Source organism: Arcicella sp. LKC2W, assembly GCF_034931005.1.
Classification (GTDB): Bacteria; Bacteroidota; Bacteroidia; order Cytophagales; family Spirosomataceae; genus Arcicella.
This window is the reverse complement of sequence record NZ_JAYGIN010000015.1, coordinates 229,846-246,426: the sequence shown is the minus strand read 5'-3', so window position 1 is coordinate 246,426 and position 16,581 is coordinate 229,846. Positions and strand designations below refer to the sequence as shown.

At 34.9% G+C, this 16,581-nt stretch carries 12 protein-coding genes; 9 read left to right on the top strand and 3 right to left on the bottom strand.

The window, feature by feature from the left end; all coding sequences use genetic code 11:
* The first annotated feature begins 365 nt into the window (after positions 1-365).
* On the top strand, positions 366-818 hold the full coding sequence (gene tnpA, locus VB796_RS14050; RefSeq protein ID WP_323347193.1) for an IS200/IS605 family transposase: 453 nt from the start codon (positions 366-368) through the stop codon (positions 816-818).
* 90 nt (positions 819-908) lie between these two features.
* The gene (gene serS / locus VB796_RS14045) at positions 909-2,180 is read left to right on the top strand and encodes a serine--tRNA ligase (RefSeq protein WP_323347192.1); all 1,272 of its coding nucleotides are present in this window, start codon (positions 909-911) and stop codon (positions 2,178-2,180) included.
* Between the two features lie 165 nt (positions 2,181-2,345).
* Here the strand turns inward: serS and VB796_RS14040 are convergent, their stop codons facing one another.
* Positions 2,346-3,179: a phytoene/squalene synthase family protein gene (locus VB796_RS14040; RefSeq protein WP_323347191.1), complete on the bottom strand. Its 834-nt coding sequence runs from the start codon at positions 3,177-3,179 to the stop codon at positions 2,346-2,348.
* Between the two features lie 112 nt (positions 3,180-3,291).
* Entirely contained in the window at positions 3,292-4,761 is a 1,470-nt protein-coding gene (locus VB796_RS14035) for a phytoene desaturase family protein (protein WP_323347190.1), read from the bottom strand.
* Positions 4,762-4,897: 136 nt separating this feature from the next.
* Here VB796_RS14035 and VB796_RS14030 point away from each other — a divergent pair, with 136 nt between their 5' ends.
* A complete protein-coding gene (locus tag VB796_RS14030; protein WP_323347189.1) occupies positions 4,898-5,443 on the top strand; it encodes a Uma2 family endonuclease in 546 nt (181 codons plus the stop codon).
* A 150-nt stretch (positions 5,444-5,593) separates the two neighbouring features.
* On the opposite strand, the gene VB796_RS14025 is transcribed toward VB796_RS14030, so the two are convergent.
* Positions 5,594-6,823, bottom strand: coding sequence for an isocitrate dehydrogenase (NADP(+)) (locus tag VB796_RS14025; RefSeq protein WP_323347188.1), 1,230 nt, complete (start codon positions 6,821-6,823; stop codon positions 5,594-5,596).
* A 295-nt stretch (positions 6,824-7,118) separates the two neighbouring features.
* Here VB796_RS14025 and VB796_RS14020 point away from each other — a divergent pair, with 295 nt between their 5' ends.
* The 6 genes from VB796_RS14020 (at position 7,119) to VB796_RS13995 (ending at position 16,559) form a co-directional block, all read left to right on the top strand.
* Entirely contained in the window at positions 7,119-8,531 is a 1,413-nt protein-coding gene (locus tag VB796_RS14020) for a S8 family peptidase (RefSeq protein WP_323347187.1), read from the top strand.
* A 70-nt stretch (positions 8,532-8,601) separates the two neighbouring features.
* Complete coding sequence (locus VB796_RS14015) at positions 8,602-11,313, top strand: CHAT domain-containing tetratricopeptide repeat protein (RefSeq protein WP_323347186.1); 2,712 nt, start codon at positions 8,602-8,604, stop codon at positions 11,311-11,313.
* Between the two features lie 100 nt (positions 11,314-11,413).
* Positions 11,414-12,571: a PepSY-like domain-containing protein gene (locus tag VB796_RS14010; RefSeq protein WP_323347185.1), complete on the top strand. Its 1,158-nt coding sequence runs from the start codon at positions 11,414-11,416 to the stop codon at positions 12,569-12,571.
* A 160-nt stretch (positions 12,572-12,731) separates the two neighbouring features.
* On the top strand, positions 12,732-13,997 hold the full coding sequence (locus VB796_RS14005) for an Ig-like domain-containing protein (protein WP_323347184.1): 1,266 nt from the start codon (positions 12,732-12,734) through the stop codon (positions 13,995-13,997).
* Between the two features lie 599 nt (positions 13,998-14,596).
* Complete coding sequence (locus VB796_RS14000) at positions 14,597-15,148, top strand: RNA polymerase sigma factor (protein ID WP_323347183.1); 552 nt, start codon at positions 14,597-14,599, stop codon at positions 15,146-15,148.
* A complete protein-coding gene (locus VB796_RS13995; RefSeq protein ID WP_323347182.1) occupies positions 15,135-16,559 on the top strand; it encodes a hypothetical protein in 1,425 nt (474 codons plus the stop codon). The genes VB796_RS14000 and VB796_RS13995 overlap by 14 nt, the downstream gene beginning before the upstream one ends.
* Positions 16,560-16,581: the final 22 nt, after the last annotated feature.

Here is a 16,581-nt window from a genome sequence, read left to right as displayed (position 1 = left end):
TAAAGTCATTGAGAACACAGGCTTTAGCTAACAAGTATTACTAACTCCAGCCTTTAGGCTGGGGAAAAGAATCATAGGTTTTGGCTAAAGCCGTTGCTTACAAATACTTGAATAATCTGCCTTTTTTTGATAAAGTCATTGAGAACACAGGCTTTAGCTAACAAGTATTACTAACTCCAGCCTTTAGGCTGGGGAAAAGAATCATAGGTTTTGGCTAAAGCCGTTGCTTACAAATACTTGAATAATCTGCATTTTTTTGATAAAGTCATTGAGAACACAGGCTTTAGCCAAAAAATATTACTAACTCCAGCCTTTAGGCTGGGGAAAAGAATGAAAATAGACAATATCTACTAAATTAAACGATAATGAGTTTTGTGAAAATATATCTTCATGTTGTTTGGGCAACGAAAAAACGTGAGCCATTTCTTAAAAAGTCTATTCGTCCAATTCTCTTTCAACACATTTTACAGAATGCTCGTGAAAAAGGAATTTATGTAGATTTTATTAATGGTGTTGAAGACCATATTCATTGTTTGATTTCGTTGGGACCAACCCAAAATATTGCCAATGTTATGCAACTCATTAAAGGTGAGTCTTCATTTTGGGCAAACAAAGTTGAATTAGTCCCCGAAAAATTAACTTGGGCAGAAGAATATTTTGCAGTATCAGTGAGTGAATCCCAAGTAGATAGTGTTCGTAATTATATCAAAAATCAAGAAGAACATCATAAAAAGAAATCTTTTCAGATTGAATGTGATGAGTTTATAGAAAAATATGGGTTTCCAATCGCTGATTTACCTTCTGAATTAAAAGAATAAGGGTATTATTTTGAGTGATTTACTTTACCCTAAAATTATCATTAAGTCTTGCCTTTAGGCTGGAGATTATAAAAATTACAAGTTATAACCATGTTACAAATACAACAAATAAAAGAAAACAAAGCCGCAACGATTGAAGGCTTGAATAGAAAATATTTCAAAGGTGGAGAAGAAGCCGTTGAGCAAATTTTAGGTTTAGACGAAAAACGTCGTGAAACTCAGGTTGAATTAGACAATACACTTGCCAAATCAAATGCTCTTGCTAAAGAAATTGGTGGTTTGATGAAGGCAGGTAAAAAAGAAGAAGCCGAAGCCGCAAAAGCTGAAACGGGTACTTTGAAGGCTCGCTCTAAAGAATTAGAAGATGTGTTAAAAGGTTTAGAGTCAGAACTTTATGAAGTATTGGTGACTTTGCCAAATCTTCCACATTCAAGCGTTCCCGCAGGAAAAACACCCGAAGAAAATGAAGTTGTTTTGGAAAATGGTGCTATTCCAACGCTTCCAGAAGGAGCAGTTCCGCACTGGGATTTGATTAAGAAGTACGATATTATTGACTTTGAATTAGGGAATAAAATCACGGGGGCAGGGTTTCCTGTTTACAAAGGAAAAGGAGCAAGAATACAACGTGCTTTGATAAATTTCTTCTTGGATGAAGCTATTAATGCAGGTTATGTAGAAGTGCAACCTCCAATTTTGATTAATAAAGAATCTGGTTTTGGCACGGGACAATTACCCGATAAAGACGGTCAAATGTACCACGCTACTGAAGACGATTTATTCTTGATTCCAACTGCCGAAGTACCAATTACCAATATGTACCGTGATGTAATTTTGCAAGAAAGCGAATTACCCATTAAAAATGCGGGTTATACGCCTTGTTTCAGAAGAGAAGCGGGTTCTTGGGGGGCTCACGTGCGTGGCTTAAACCGTTTGCATCAGTTTGATAAAATCGAGATTGTCCGCATTGAAAAACCAGAAAATTCTTATGCGGCTTTGGAAGAAATGTCTTTGCACGTGCAGAGTATTTTGCAGAAATTAGAATTGCCTTACCGTGTGTTGCGTTTGTGCGGTGGTGATATGAGCTTTACGTCTGCTCTCACGTATGACATGGAAACTTATTCAGCGGCACAAGGGCGTTGGTTGGAAGTAAGTTCAGTTTCAAACTTTGAGACTTATCAAGCAAATCGTTTAAAATTGAGAATGAAAACTGAAGGAAAATCTCAATTATTACATACGCTAAACGGTTCTGCATTGGCTTTGCCACGTATTTTAGCTACCATTTTGGAGAATAACCAAACGGCTGAAGGGATTAAAATTCCGAAGGTTTTAGTGCCTTATTGTGGGTTTGAGATGATTGCTTAGATAATGTATTTCAACTTCCCGAAAGTTCTAAAACTTTCGGGAAGTTCCCCAATCAAAGGGTTTGGAATAAACATTATTAGACAAACTTATGTACAATTTTGTGTATCTCTTTATAACCTTAAGTTCTTCATAAAACTATTCTAAATGGCTTCTTAGTAACTTTATCTACAAAACATTCAACCTCAACTTCACATACGTACTCGCCAACAAAGCCATTTTTTGAATATCTGGAACTCTAATTCTTTCGTTTTGAATTTTGGAAGCAGGACAGTTTTTGATTTTATCGAATAGTCTCAAATAATATTTATAAGCTAAATAAACGCCTCCTTTTGCTCCCTTAGGTAAGGCTAAAATACCACGAAGTGCCGCATCAAAATCCGCTTGAATATCATCTTCAATGGCTTTTTTATCGGCTAAGGTAAAATTCTGAAAATCTACATCGGGGAAATAGGTACGTCCTCTTTCTTGAAAATCAGATTTAATATCTCGCAAGAAATTTACTTTCTGAAAAGCTGAGCCTAAACGTTTGGCATCAGCTTTTAAAGTGTCATATTGTTCCGAATTTCCTTCACAAAAAACTCGCAGACACATCAAGCCAACTACTTCTGCTGAACCGTAAATGTATTCTTCGTAACCATCTTGATTGTAGTCGGCGAAGTACAAGTCCATTTCCATCGAGTGCAAAAAAGCCTCAATTAATTCATGGTCGATTTTATATTTATTGACAATCAACTGAAAAGAATGCAAAACAGGATTTAAACTAACACCCTCTTCAATTGCCGTATAAGTATCCGCTTTGAAGCGGGCTAATAACGCTTTTTTATCAAAACCATGAAATGTATCCACAATCTCGTCTGCGTAGCGTACAAAACCATAAATAGCATAGATAGGCAAGTGAAATTCCTTGTCTAAAGTCTTGATACCTAAGGTAAAAGACGTGCTGTAATGCTCCGTGATGAGCTTGCTACATTCAAGCGTTGTTTTGGTATATAAATCCATTTTTAGATATTAGATAATAGAGGTCAGAGTATAGATTTTGGATAACAAAGGTCAGAGCATAGATTTTAGACTTTAAACGAAAGGAATGAGTCATAAATCTATTCTCTGTAATCTATCCTCTATTCTCTTTTTCAACTTCCCCTGCTACCAAAAGCCCCGAAATCAAGGACGGTGGAACGCCTGGCCCTGGAACGGTCAATTGACCTGTATAATATAAATTTTTTACTTTTTTACTTTTTAAGGTTGGCTTCAAAAGTGCCGTTTGCATCAAAGTATTGGCTAATCCATAAGCGTTTCCTTTGAAGGCGTTATAATCGCTCTTAAAATCATGGTGAGCGTAGCTTCTTTTGTAAATTACAGAATCTCTGACATTTTCGCCACAATATTTTTCCAAACGTTCCATAATGATGTGATAGTATTTCTCTCGAATTTCGTCAGTATCTTCCAAATTGGGTGCTACTGGAATTAGTAGAAACAAGTTCTCACAGCCTTCTGGGGCAATACTATCATCTGTTTTTGATGGAGCTGAAGCGTAAAAAAGTGGTTTTGAAGGCCATTTTGGCTCGGTATAAATTTCATGAGCGTGAACTTTGAAATCTTCATCAAAGAATAAATTATGATGTTTTAATTTTGCAATTCGTTTGTTTACGCCCAAATAAAACAACAAGGACGACGGAGCCATTACTCGTTTATCCCAATATTTTTCGTCGTAATTTCTGTATTTATCTTCTAACAATTTATCTTCTACGTGATGATAATCAGCACTTGCCACAACTACATCAGCCGTAAATTCTCCGTCTTCGGTAATAACTTTATTGGCTTTATCACCTTGAACTTCAATTTTCTGGACGTTTTTGTTCAATAATATTTTTACGCCTTTTTCTTCTGCCAAAGACACCATTCCTTTCACAATTTCGTGCATTCCGCCCATTGGGTACCACGTTCCCATTTCCATCTCGGCGTAATTCATCAAGCTGTACATGGCGGGTGTATTTTCGGGTGTAGCTCCCAAAAATAAAATAGGAAACTCCATGATTTTTAGGATTTTTTCATCCGTAAAAAACTTCCGAATGTGCGAAGAAAAAGATTGGAATACGTCTAATCGAGTTACGTCGTACAATAATTTTACACTCAAAAATTCGGTAATACTGCGTGAAGGTTTCCAAACAAAATTATTGATGCCAACGTCGTATTTATACGCTGCCTGACGCATAAATTCTTGGAATTTAACTTTGCTTCCTGCTTCCATACTCTCGAATAAATCGCCTAATTTCTCTACTCCCGCAGGTAAATTGATAGTTTCATTTCCTTCTAAAATAACCGAATATGAAGGGTCGAGGCGAACTAAATTGTAATAATCGGAAGTCTTTTTACCAAAAGTTTCGAAATAATTATCAAACACATCTGGCATCCAATACCAACTTGGACCCATATCGAAAGTAAATCCTTGCTCATGAAAAACTCTTGCACGACCACCCGCAACGCTATTTTTTTCTAAAATGATAACTTCATGTCCTTTATCTGCCAAACTTGTAGCTGCTGCCAATCCCGAAAAACCCGAGCCGATTACTATTACTTTCATGTATTTTTTATGATAATGCTTAATAAAATCTAAACAAAGATAAGCAGGCTTTGTTTGAATAATGCTCTAAGATTTTGAATAGAAACCTTGATTTTTACGGATATTTCTCTATTTTTGAATAAAAAATAATAAACCAATGGTAGCAACAAAAGACATATTAGCTCTACCCAGAACCTTAGAGGAGTTCATGGCTTGGGAACCAGAAGATGGTTTTAAGTATGAATGGAACGATGGGGAAATAATCAAATTTATCGGCATGAACAAAACACAAGTCTTTATCTACGAAGCACTTAATCAATTATTTATTGAAAAGGGATTATGGAAATTAGGTACATTTATCTCTGAGTATGATGTTCAACTTACTGGTATTCAGATGAGAAGACCAGATATCGCTTTTCTTTCAAAAGAGCAGATAGCATTAACAAAACAAGGTGAAGACGAAATTCCAGAGTTTGTAATTGAGGTGATTTCTGGAAATGATAAGGCAAATAAAGTAGAGGAGAAAACGGTTGAGTATTTTAAAGCAGGCGTAAAAGTTTTGTGGTTAATTTATCCAGATAATAAAACAGTTCAAGTTTACACATCTCTAAAACAAGCTCAGATTTGCTATGATGATGATATTTGTTCCGCCAGTCCAGTTTTACCAGATTTTGAAATTAAGGTGAATGATATTTTTAATTGATACATTATTAAAACAAAACCCCACAAGATATTAAAATCTCGTGGGGTTTTGTTTTACATTGCGAAGCAATTCATTCAATCACAAATCACTCATTCACTAAATATCGTGGAGTAATTCACTCAATCACAAATCACTCATTCACTAAATGAATTACGCTAATGCTACTTGTAAATTCTCGTCAATTGCTGCCAAGAATTCTTCTGTATATAGATAGTGTTCGCCATGACTCACTTTATTTCCGTGAATACAAACAGCTAAATCTTTTGTCATTTTTCCAGACTCTACCGTAGCAACACAAACTTTTTCTAAAGTTTGGCAGAAGTTAATTAGAGCTTCGTTTCCGTCTAATTTACCACGGAATTCTAAACCACGAGTCCATGCGAAGATAGAAGCGATTGGATTAGTTGAAGTTGGTTTTCCAGCTTGGTGGTCACGGTAGTGACGTGTTACCGTTCCGTGAGCAGCTTCAGCTTCCATTACTTTTCCGTCTGGTGTAATCAATACTGAAGTCATCAAACCTAATGAACCGAAACCTTGAGCAACTGTATCTGACTGAACGTCTCCGTCATAGTTTTTACAAGCCCAAACAAAGTTACCATTCCATTTCAAAGCAGAAGCAACCATGTCATCAATCAAACGGTGTTCGTAAACAATACCCGCTGCCTCAAATTGTGCTTTGTAATCTGCTTGGTAGATTTCTTCAAAAATATCTTTGAAACGACCATCGTATTTTTTCAAGATGGTGTTTTTCGTAGATAAATATAAAGGCCATCCTTTGCTCAATGCCATGTTGAAACATGAGTGTGCAAAACCACGGATAGACTCGTCAGTGTTATACATTGTTAAAGCTACACCGTCGTTTTTGAAGTTGAATACTTCAAAAGTTTGAACTTCAGAACCGTCTTCTGGCGTGAAAGTAACGGTTAATTTACCTTTTCCTTTTGTTAAGAAATCAGTTGCTCTATATTGGTCTCCAAAAGCGTGACGACCAATCATGATTGGTGCAGTCCAGTTTGGTACTAATCTTGGAACGTTTGTACAAACGATTGGCTCACGGAAAACTGTACCATCTAAGATGTTACGGATTGTTCCGTTTGGAGATTTCCACATTTGTTTCAAATTGAATTCTTTCACACGAGCTTCATCAGGAGTGATGGTAGCACATTTGATACCTACACCATACTTTTTGATAGCTTCTGCTGCATCAACAGTAACTTGGTCGTTGGTTTCATCACGGTATTCCATTCCTAAGTCGTAGTATTTAATATCTACGTCTAAGTAAGGAGTAATTAATTTATCCTTGATAAATTTCCAGATAATACGAGTCATTTCGTCGCCATCAAGTTCAACGACAGGGTTTGCAACTTTAATTTTTTCCATTGTGAAATATGCTAATTTTTGTATTTCGTGAGCAAGAATGCTCTGTTTTATCAGATTTTAAAGTATCTGAGATTATTTTACTAAAATAATTTGGGGCAAAGGTACGGAATGAATTAATACGGTGTATTTCATTTGATTGTGAACCGTTAAATAAGTTATTAAGATTACATTATTTCTTGATTGAGATAATTTGTATCTTAAATTATTAAACTGTTCGTGTTTCCTTTTCTACTGATAATTGCGACTAAATTTCCAGTTGAAACTTTTCAATATTTAACCCTTTAATTATTAAACCATGAAACGTCCACTGCTTGTTCTCCTACTACTTCTTTTATTATTCTCTATTTTCTTCTACTTTTCACTCGGAACAAAACCCAAAATTATTGGAGAAGAATCCAATAGGTCTCGTTCATTTACGCAATTAGATTCAGTCATGAGGGGGGCATCAAATTATGTTTATTTAGAAGGTGCTGGTTATGTACTAAAAAATCGTCGGGCGGTATTATTGATGGGAAAAGATACCGTAAAAAGTCAGCAAAGTGAGGCAATAGAATCTGTTGAGAAAGAATTGGAAAGCTATTGGAAATGGGAGGTTTTGTCTGGCAATAAAACGCTTGAAGATATAACGCCAGAAAATAAATCAAGTGAAAGAGAAACCCCCAATATGTTAAGTAGAATTGTGAATGTTTTTAAAGTGGCTGATGCTGTCAATGTTATTGTAGATGCTAATAAAACCTGTGATTGTGATGGAGGTTTATTAATGCTTGCTGGACCAGATTTGCATAAAATAGAAACGACTTTAAATCCAGACGGTGAAATTATTGGAGCAGGAGTGCCACATTTTGACCCAAATATGCCAACATATAAATCACCATATTTAGGCTCATTGAAACAAGCTCGTAATGAGCCAGTGGTAGGTTCTGGAAAGTCTGAAACGTTTACCATTGGTATTATTGACTCTGGTATTAATGCAAATGATGAACCTTTTATTGCGAATCACTTAGACTCAACTTTAGACTATAATTTTGTGGCAGAAGGTGCAACTTCTACCAATGACGTAACTGACCCAAATCCAGTCATTCACGGAACAAAAATTGCACGAGTTATTGTACAAGAAACTGGAAAAGCATACGCTAAAAATTTGAAAATCGTTGGTTTAAAGACCTTTGACAGCCAAAATATTGGCAATTTATATGATAATTTATGTGCCATTTTATATGCTATTAAACATAAAATGAAGGTAGTAAATGCCAGTTGGGGAGGAAAGAAAGATTCGCCAATATTCAGAGAAGTGATGCGTCGGGCGGTGGAAGCAAAATTAATTGTTATTTGTTCTGCTGGAAATGAGCAAATTGATATTGATGCAAATCCTTATTATCCAGCGTGTTATGCTGATGATGCTTTGTTCGGAAATAACGTTGTGACAGTTACCAGTAAATTTAAGGGTATGGTTTGTATGAATAAATCAATTTCAGCGAAGAAAATAGACCTTTCAGTAGATGCCGATATGATGGGAATTACTTGTTTGCACGCCATTCCAAACTCAGTAGGGAAAACGGGTTCTTATGAAGCAGGAACATCTTATGCCGCACCTTATGTGGTGGCAGAGGTTGTGAAATATATGCAACGAAAACCAGTTTTTGTGAAAAATGATTTTATCAATTCTCTTAGCCGCAAAGGGAAAATTAGACGATATACAAATCCGTAAGAAAATTTTAAATCTCCTATAAAAGTTTTAAATTGAAGCAGTTAACCCAAAACTGTTTCAATTTAAAACTATGCAAAAATATCTTTATACTTTTCTTTTTGTTATTCTCTCCAATTTATTCTCTTGGGCAAATTGTCCAACCTCTTCTGAAATTTGGCTCAATTATCAAAAGGCTATTAAAGTAAAATCTCCACAAAATGTATTTATTAATTTGAGTCAGATTTGCTCAAAATGTAATATTAAAGATTCTACCTACACATTTATTTTAGAAAAAATCGCAGAAAATTTTGCTGCCGATAATCAATACGAAAAAGCTATTCAATTTATCAATCAAGCTATTGTGTTGAATAAATCTCACCAACGAGGCTATGACGAATCTTGTTTGGAGAGTAATTATTTTTGTTTGGGCAAATATTATAATCATCAAGGTGAAAACCAAAAAGCTTCTGATGCCTTTGACTTGAGTATTTTAATGGCAAAGAAATTTCCCAAAAAATCAAAGTTTTTGTCTAAATCATATTCTCAAAAAGCAATGATTTGGAGTAAAATTGGGGACTTTGAAAAAGCCATTACCCAAGCAGATATTGGCATTAATTATGGTAAGCAAAAAGGCGATAAAATGGTGTTGGGTTTGTGTTATACTGAAAAAGCCAAAGCCTTAAACAGTTTAGGAAAATCATCTGAAGCGGATGTCATTTTGTACAAAGCCATTGAAGTATTGGAAAATGGTAACGCTGAAAGTTTTTCATATTTGGCGTATGCTTATTATATATTAGCCCAAAATTTCAAGAGTAAACAAGCTTATAATGAGGCAATTACACTTTATCAAAAGGCTCAAAAATACTTCGCTCTTAGTGAAGAAACCTATATGTTTTCGATGACTTATATTAGTCTCGGCATGGCATATTATTATCTGAAAGATTACAACAAAGCCTTAGCTCACTTTAATATTGCCCTCAAAACCAACGAAAGTCCATACATAAAAGTCAATATTTTGGATGATATTGCTTCAACTTATAGAATGAAAAAGGAGTATCCATTGGCTTTTTTATTCTTCCAAAAGGCTTTAGCAATTGCTCCCATTGGCTTTAAAAATACGTCACTTTTTGATAATCCATCGGTTTCTTCACTCAAACGAGCAGATTTCAAATCTTTTTATCTTACAACGTTGACCGATAAAGCCGAAACTTGGCTTGAATATTACGAAAAAACAAAATCTCCTGAACACCTGAAAGTGGCTCTTGAAACGTACAGTATTGCCGACAAATTAATCGACATTATGCGTTTTGAACATACAGGCACAACTTCTAAATTATTTTGGCGGAGCAAAACTCATTCACTTTATGAACAGGCAATTAAGACCTGTTTTTTGCTGAAAAATTATGATAAGGCGTTTTATTTTTTTGAGAAAAGTAAGGCAATTCTTCTCAATGACCGCCTCAACGAGCTGACCGCAAAACAACAACTTTCCCCCGAAGATTTGGCTAAAGAAGTTGATTTTCAACAAAAAATAACGGAACTAAATAAAAAGCTATCTTCTGAAAATGAAAACTCTGATAAGTACGAAAACTTACAAATGAAAGTGCTTGATATTCAGAAGCAACAGGAGCAATTTATTAGAGGTTTAGAAACAAAAAATCCGACTTATTTTAGGTATAAATATGATACAACGTTGGTTTCACTAAATCAAGTCAAAAAGTATTTGATAAATGACCAAACACTGCTCGAATATTTTGTGGGTAAAAATGCCATTTATGCTTTACAAGTATCTGATGATAGTGTAAATATGTATGCCATTGATGTGAAAAATTATGCAGATAATGCTACTCGTTTTTTGTCTTATTGTGCTGATAATCAAATGTGTAATAGTGACTTTAAAGGATTTTTGAGTATTAGTAATCAACTTTATCGGCAAATGTTTACTAATATTTTTATTCCCAAAGGACGATTGATTATTGCTCAAGACGGCTTTTTTATTCCCTTTGAAGCCCTCAGTAAATCGGCACAAAAGCCGTCATATTTACTCAATGATAATGCCATTAGTTACACTTATTCGATGCAATTTTTGTTGAAAAACTTAGGCGAGAAATCATTTTCATTTCGGCATAAATTTATGGGAATGTCGCCTGTGAATTTTAGTGATAATTTGAACCAAACAGCTCTTTCAGGCTCTGATTTTTCGTTGGCAACTATCACCTCAAACTTCTTATTTGGGAAGAATTTTAATCAACAAGAAGCCACCAAAAATACATTTTTAGCTAATGCCCACAATTATCAAATTGTGCATCTTTATACCCATGCCCAAGCTGATAGCACCGACCAAGAACCCATGATTTATTTTAAAGATTCGGTCTTGAAATTATCAGAATTATCAGGTTTAGAACGCTTCAAAACTCAATTAATGGCATTGTCAGCCTGTAAAACTGCCGTTGGTAAAAATGCAGTAGGAGAGGGGATTTTGAGCCTTTCAAGAGGTTTTGCCGCTTTGGGAATACCCGCTACATTAACAACACTTTGGAGCGTTGAAAATCAGGCAACTTATACACTCAACGAGTTGTTTTACAGGTATTTATCGGAAGGATATTCAAAAGATATTTCTCTGCAAAAAGCTAAATTGGAGTTTCTTCAAAGTCAATCTGGCGAAAAGCAATTACCTACCTTTTGGGCGGCGGCGGTTTTAGTGGGTGATGCCGAAGCCATAAGCTTTAATAAATTTTGGTTTTATCTGCTTGCGGGTATCGTTTTACTTTTGGGAGGGTTTTGGTGGTTTCAAAAAAAATAATTTCAACAATGCAACCCTTCACTTGTACGTTCTTGTCTAATGGTTGTAGCTGCAAAAAATTATTAAAACTTGATTATTAAAACTCTTGATATCTTAAAACATGAAAAAACTTATTTTTATTTGCTCGATGACCTTAGTAGGTTTATTGGCTGGCTGTACCGAAAAATTAGATACGGCAATAGAGCCAGCACAATCGGTTGATAATACAACGACTGCCCGCATTTCGGCAGTGATTAAAACAGATTACCCAGCGGCTACCAATCTTTCAGTTTCAACGATTGATGATAAAAAAGTTTACGGATGTGATTTCTCGGTGTCGGGTGTGTTGCATGAAGCAGCGGTTTCTGCAACAGGACAAATCTTAAGTGTATATCATTCGGCTGATAGTTTGAAACTGCCAGATGCTATCAAAACGTATCTTTCTACTACTTATTTGGGTTATAAACTTGAAAAAGTAGCCATCGGAAAAGATGCTTCTGGCAATGCTTCATACAAAGTTTTGATAGAACATAATGACCAAAAAATTACGATTGTCTTTGATGCTAAATTGGCAGTTGTGGCAACATTTACCGAACCAAAGAATAATGTTTCGGGGGATAAAAATAAGATTTTTGCTGCAAAATTAGCCGATTTGCCAACTATAATTCAAACTCAATTGACTGGTTATGATTTTATTGGAGCAGTCGTGAAAACTAATTCTGACGGTAAAAAGAAATATTTTGTAACAGCTAAAAAAGATGGTATCCTTTATGAATTTACGTATGATAATGAAGGAAAATTAATCAAAACGGATTCTATCGACCCAAGTAAGAAAATTGAGGATAAATCCTTGAAAGAAAGTGATTTACCGCAAGTTATTAAAGATTATATCCAAATAAATTATAAAGACTGGAAATACGAAAAAGGAGTGGTATTGTTGAAAGGTGGCGTGATAGATTCGTATTCTATCATCTTGTTGAAAGATAAAAAAATATCAATTTTATTCTTCGATAAAGACGGGAAGTTCTTGAAAGTGGTAGAAACACCAACCATTCAATTACCTAAATTTGAAAATAAAGTAATAATTGTGACAGATTTGCCAGCAATTATTACCGAATATTTAAACAAAACGTATGCAGGTTGGACATTCACCAAGGGTACGGTTACTTTAAAAGATAGCTCGCCCGAAGCATATTATGTGTATATCACCGTTGGAACTGATAAATACCATGTTTATTTTGATAAAAATGGTAAATTCTTAGCGGCAAAAAAAGGATAATACAATTCTTTGGAACTGAATAATAATCCAAATTTGAGAGGTAGTTGTGTAGGAGAGTATTGAGTTGAAGTACAGCGTGTTTGTGGTTTTGAAAAATTACAGCTTGATACTTTACACATCGTACTCAATACTTTCTAACACAATTACATCTTACAAAAGCATGAAAAATGTAGTAAACATATTGATATTTATCGTACTGTGTCTTCTGTCGTCTTGCGATGAAATAAAACAAGTGCCTACGCCAGTGATTGTCAATCCTACGGTAGAAACTCCGTTGATTAATACCAGAATTATTTATACCCAACCCAATAATTTCGTTGCTTTTGATACAAAAGATTTATTGTTAAAATCACAAGGTTTTACTTCTCTAAAGCTTGAAGCTTTACCTAAATTTGGTAAAATCAGTTTCAGTAAATCAGGATTGATTTTGTATAAAGCTGATTCTGCCAAAGCCGAAACGTCAGAATTATTGATTTACAAAACCATCAATACTGACCCCATCAAAACAAAACAAGACACCCTCCGAATTGTCGTAAGTTCAGACATCAATAAAATTCCGTGTAATGCAGGGGCAATTCCTGATTTTTATACCGTAAAAGTGAATACGCCTTCCGTTCTGAATATCTTAAAAAATGACCGATTTTGTAATGCCATTCTTGATTCTGTAACCCTTGAAATTGTTGAGAAACCACTTTTAGGAACAGCTTCTATTCAAAATAATCGTGTTTTATACACTCCTCGGACTGGCTTGAGTGCTGATGATATTTTCTTGTATCGTATTTGTACAGGCGGTGCTACGCCCAAATGTATGATTGCGGGTGTGAGAATAGACGTAGAGGGAAATTTATGTAAAACGTTTTTGATGCCGGACCTTTTGGTTATTAATAAAACAAATGCTAATGCTCAGACTATTAAGGTGTTAGACAATGATAAACTCTGTGATAATTATGACAAAAAGAGCCTTAAAATTTCAGTTCAACCACGTTTTGGGAAAGCAATTGTTAATAATAGCGAAATAGAATATACTCAAACGGCGAATAAAGCCACCATTGATGCCTTAGAATATACCATTACGGATAAAGAAGGAAAGAACCCTTTGAAAATGATGGTTGAAATATATATCAAAGAAGTTGTAACCTGTAAAGCTGATGCCAAAAATGGAGAAATGGAAGTGTCTGTTAGTCAAGTAAAAGAAACGGAAATAGAAATTCCGTATAGCTTATATCTGACCACTTGTGTAGAGATAAAGTCCGTAAATTTTGAGGTACAACCAAATTTTGGAACATTGCGAATAGAAGGTAAAAAGTTATGGTATAAACTAAAACCTTCTGATGGAAAAGAGCATAACGACCAGTTTAAATATATGGTTACCACGACTAACGGTGAGACGTTGAAAGCCAATTTTACCGTTAAGATTAAAAAATGATTGTAAGTTTTTGGGGGGGAGTTTCTCAAAAATGCTAAAATATTCAGGTTTGCAAATAGAATAAGCTTTATGATATTAAATACACTGTTTAATAAGTTATTTAAACTTCCCGAAAGTTCTAAAACTTTCGGGAAGTTCTCCAATCAAACATTTTAGGGTGAAAATTATTCAGAAAACTTATTAAACACTGTATTAAAGCTGTTTAAACTTTTGAGATTTCGTAGAAATAGGACTTAGAAATCGTCTTTGTGACCCTGTCTGACTATCGTATGGTCGAGCTACCTCGTCTGACTATCGTCTGACTGCGTAGAACTTTACACGCAGTCAGACGATAGTCAGACGAGGTAGACTTTACACGCAGTCAGACGATAGTCAGACGAGGTAGAACTTTACACGCAGTCTGACGATAGTCAGACGAGGTAGCTCAACCAGACGATAAGATTCAATCTAATCAAGAATTGACATAATTGAGAAAGTTTAAACAGTTTCATTGTTAATAAATAGCCTATGCTATTTGCTTTTCGCAAATCGCTTACGATAAATAACTTCTCTTAAAAAAAAGGCCCAAGCTTAAAGCCAATAGCCGAAAGCCCAAACGCATGATAAACGAACAGGAATTAGTCAAAGCCTGCCAAAATAATGACCGCAAAGCCCAAACTGCCTTTTACAACTTGTACAAGGGCAAATTGATGGGTGTTTGTCGGCGTTATACCCGCACGCCCGATGAAGCCGAAGATATTTATCAAGAAGCCTTTGTAAAAATTTTCAACAACATCCATACCCTCGAAAAAGCAGGAGCGGTGGGTGCTTGGGTTCGTCAGACGGTTATCAGGACTGCCATTAATTACTACCACGCAAATCTTAAATTCCAACAAAATACCGATTATGAAAGCACTTTACTAAGCAACGATGATTACCCCAACCTGTTAGCTAATCTTTCAAATGAAGAATTGCTGACACTTATCAACCAACTTCCCGACGGCTACCGTATGGTTTTTAACCTCTATGTAATTGATGGTTATAGCCATGCTGAAATCGGACAGATGTTGGGAGTGAGTGAGAATACGTCAAAATCGCAACTCTCACGAGCAAAAGAACTGCTTAGAAAGCAACTAAAACCAATGGGAATTATCAGCTATGAACGCACTTAATAACGAAAACGACCCTTTTGAGGATGTATTTAGAGACAGATTCGCTGATTTCGAGTCTGAACCAGATTTCCAACTTTGGCATAAAATAGAGCCTCAACTCCCTGTGAACCCCACAAGGAAAATACCGTATTGGCAAATCTCAACGATAGCATTAATTATGTTATTGACAGGTTTGAGCGTGTATCATTTCTCAAAATCTTCAGAAGAAAATACCGTAACTTTTTCAGGATTTCACCCCAAAAAAATGACTGAATTTGAACGTAAATTAGTATTACAAAAAGTAGAAAATGATAATCAGAAAATAGGTATAATACCATTGAATGCTAAATCAACTCCTTCGCACAAATTAGAAGAAAAGCAAAATGAGACTACTCAGCTTTTTTCAAAGATTATTTCTAATAAAAAATCAAAACTGGTTACTAATTATACTAATCCCAATCATTTTAATGCTACACCTGAAAATCAGACTTTTGTTGAGGTGACTTCTGAAAAAAGTACCATTTTCAATATTGAAAATCAGAATAAGTCTAAAAAATATAATAAAAATAATAAAGCTCAATTAAACCTTTTTCCCTCAAAAATATCTAAAGAGAGCATTGTAGAAAATTATCATGAAATAAATGAAAATATTTTTGACATTAAAGGCAATAAAAGCCCATTACTTAATGTATTTAATAATAATAAAGGTTTTTTATTGACAATCTTAAACTCAAAAGATTATAGTTTATTATCAAATGATTTTAGAAAACTAAAGTTGAAATATGTAACTTTGCAAAAAGAAGAAGAATATTTCAAAGAGTCAAAGCCAATTGATTTGTATTTTAGTGTAATGCCTTTATTGAATTATTACACAATTACGCCTAATGGCAACGATGCAAATTTTGTACATGGAATAGCCGTAAATGATGATGATGACCGTCTGGGATTTTATACACAAGGTGGGGTCATTTTTACCCTATCTGATAAGTTTAAGCTACGTACAGGATTAACTTATACAAGTACCAAACACAGCATCAATTATCAGATTAGGACAGACTCCTTAGTCGTGCAATCGCCTGATAATAAAGGGGTTGATGTGAGTTTTGCAGAAATAAATAAAACATATTCACAGGCTGCAAACTATTTAGGCACAAAAATTGAATTACAATATATATTCCTAAAAGGAGAGGCACTCACACATTATGTGAATGTCGGTGCAGAGGGAGCTTATAGGCTTAATGGCAATCATCAGTTTAACGGTTTTGCCAACTTTGCTTACGGCGTAACTCGTCAAATTGGAGACAATGCTTACTTATTTATTGAGCCAACTTTTAGTTATTCACTCAATCAACAAAGCGACAGCAACGCCTTCTTGTTAGTTAAACCTAATAAAATCGGTTTTAATATCGGTGTTAATTTTAAAATTAAGTAAGATGAAAAATGTATTGAGTTTT

Coding starts and splice junctions, on each gene's coding strand:
- tnpA (WP_323347193.1), top strand. CDS start 366: ATGAGTTTTGTGAAAATATATCTTCATGTTGTTTGGGCAACGAAAAAA.
- serS (WP_323347192.1), top strand. CDS start 909: ATGTTACAAATACAACAAATAAAAGAAAACAAAGCCGCAACGATTGAA.
- VB796_RS14040 (WP_323347191.1), bottom strand. CDS start 3,179: ATGGATTTATATACCAAAACAACGCTTGAATGTAGCAAGCTCATCACG.
- VB796_RS14035 (WP_323347190.1), bottom strand. CDS start 4,761: ATGAAAGTAATAGTAATCGGCTCGGGTTTTTCGGGATTGGCAGCAGCT.
- VB796_RS14030 (WP_323347189.1), top strand. CDS start 4,898: ATGGTAGCAACAAAAGACATATTAGCTCTACCCAGAACCTTAGAGGAG.
- VB796_RS14025 (WP_323347188.1), bottom strand. CDS start 6,823: ATGGAAAAAATTAAAGTTGCAAACCCTGTCGTTGAACTTGATGGCGAC.
- VB796_RS14020 (WP_323347187.1), top strand. CDS start 7,119: ATGAAACGTCCACTGCTTGTTCTCCTACTACTTCTTTTATTATTCTCT.
- VB796_RS14015 (WP_323347186.1), top strand. CDS start 8,602: ATGCAAAAATATCTTTATACTTTTCTTTTTGTTATTCTCTCCAATTTA.
- VB796_RS14010 (WP_323347185.1), top strand. CDS start 11,414: ATGAAAAAACTTATTTTTATTTGCTCGATGACCTTAGTAGGTTTATTG.
- VB796_RS14005 (WP_323347184.1), top strand. CDS start 12,732: ATGAAAAATGTAGTAAACATATTGATATTTATCGTACTGTGTCTTCTG.
- VB796_RS14000 (WP_323347183.1), top strand. CDS start 14,597: ATGATAAACGAACAGGAATTAGTCAAAGCCTGCCAAAATAATGACCGC.
- VB796_RS13995 (WP_323347182.1), top strand. CDS start 15,135: ATGAACGCACTTAATAACGAAAACGACCCTTTTGAGGATGTATTTAGA.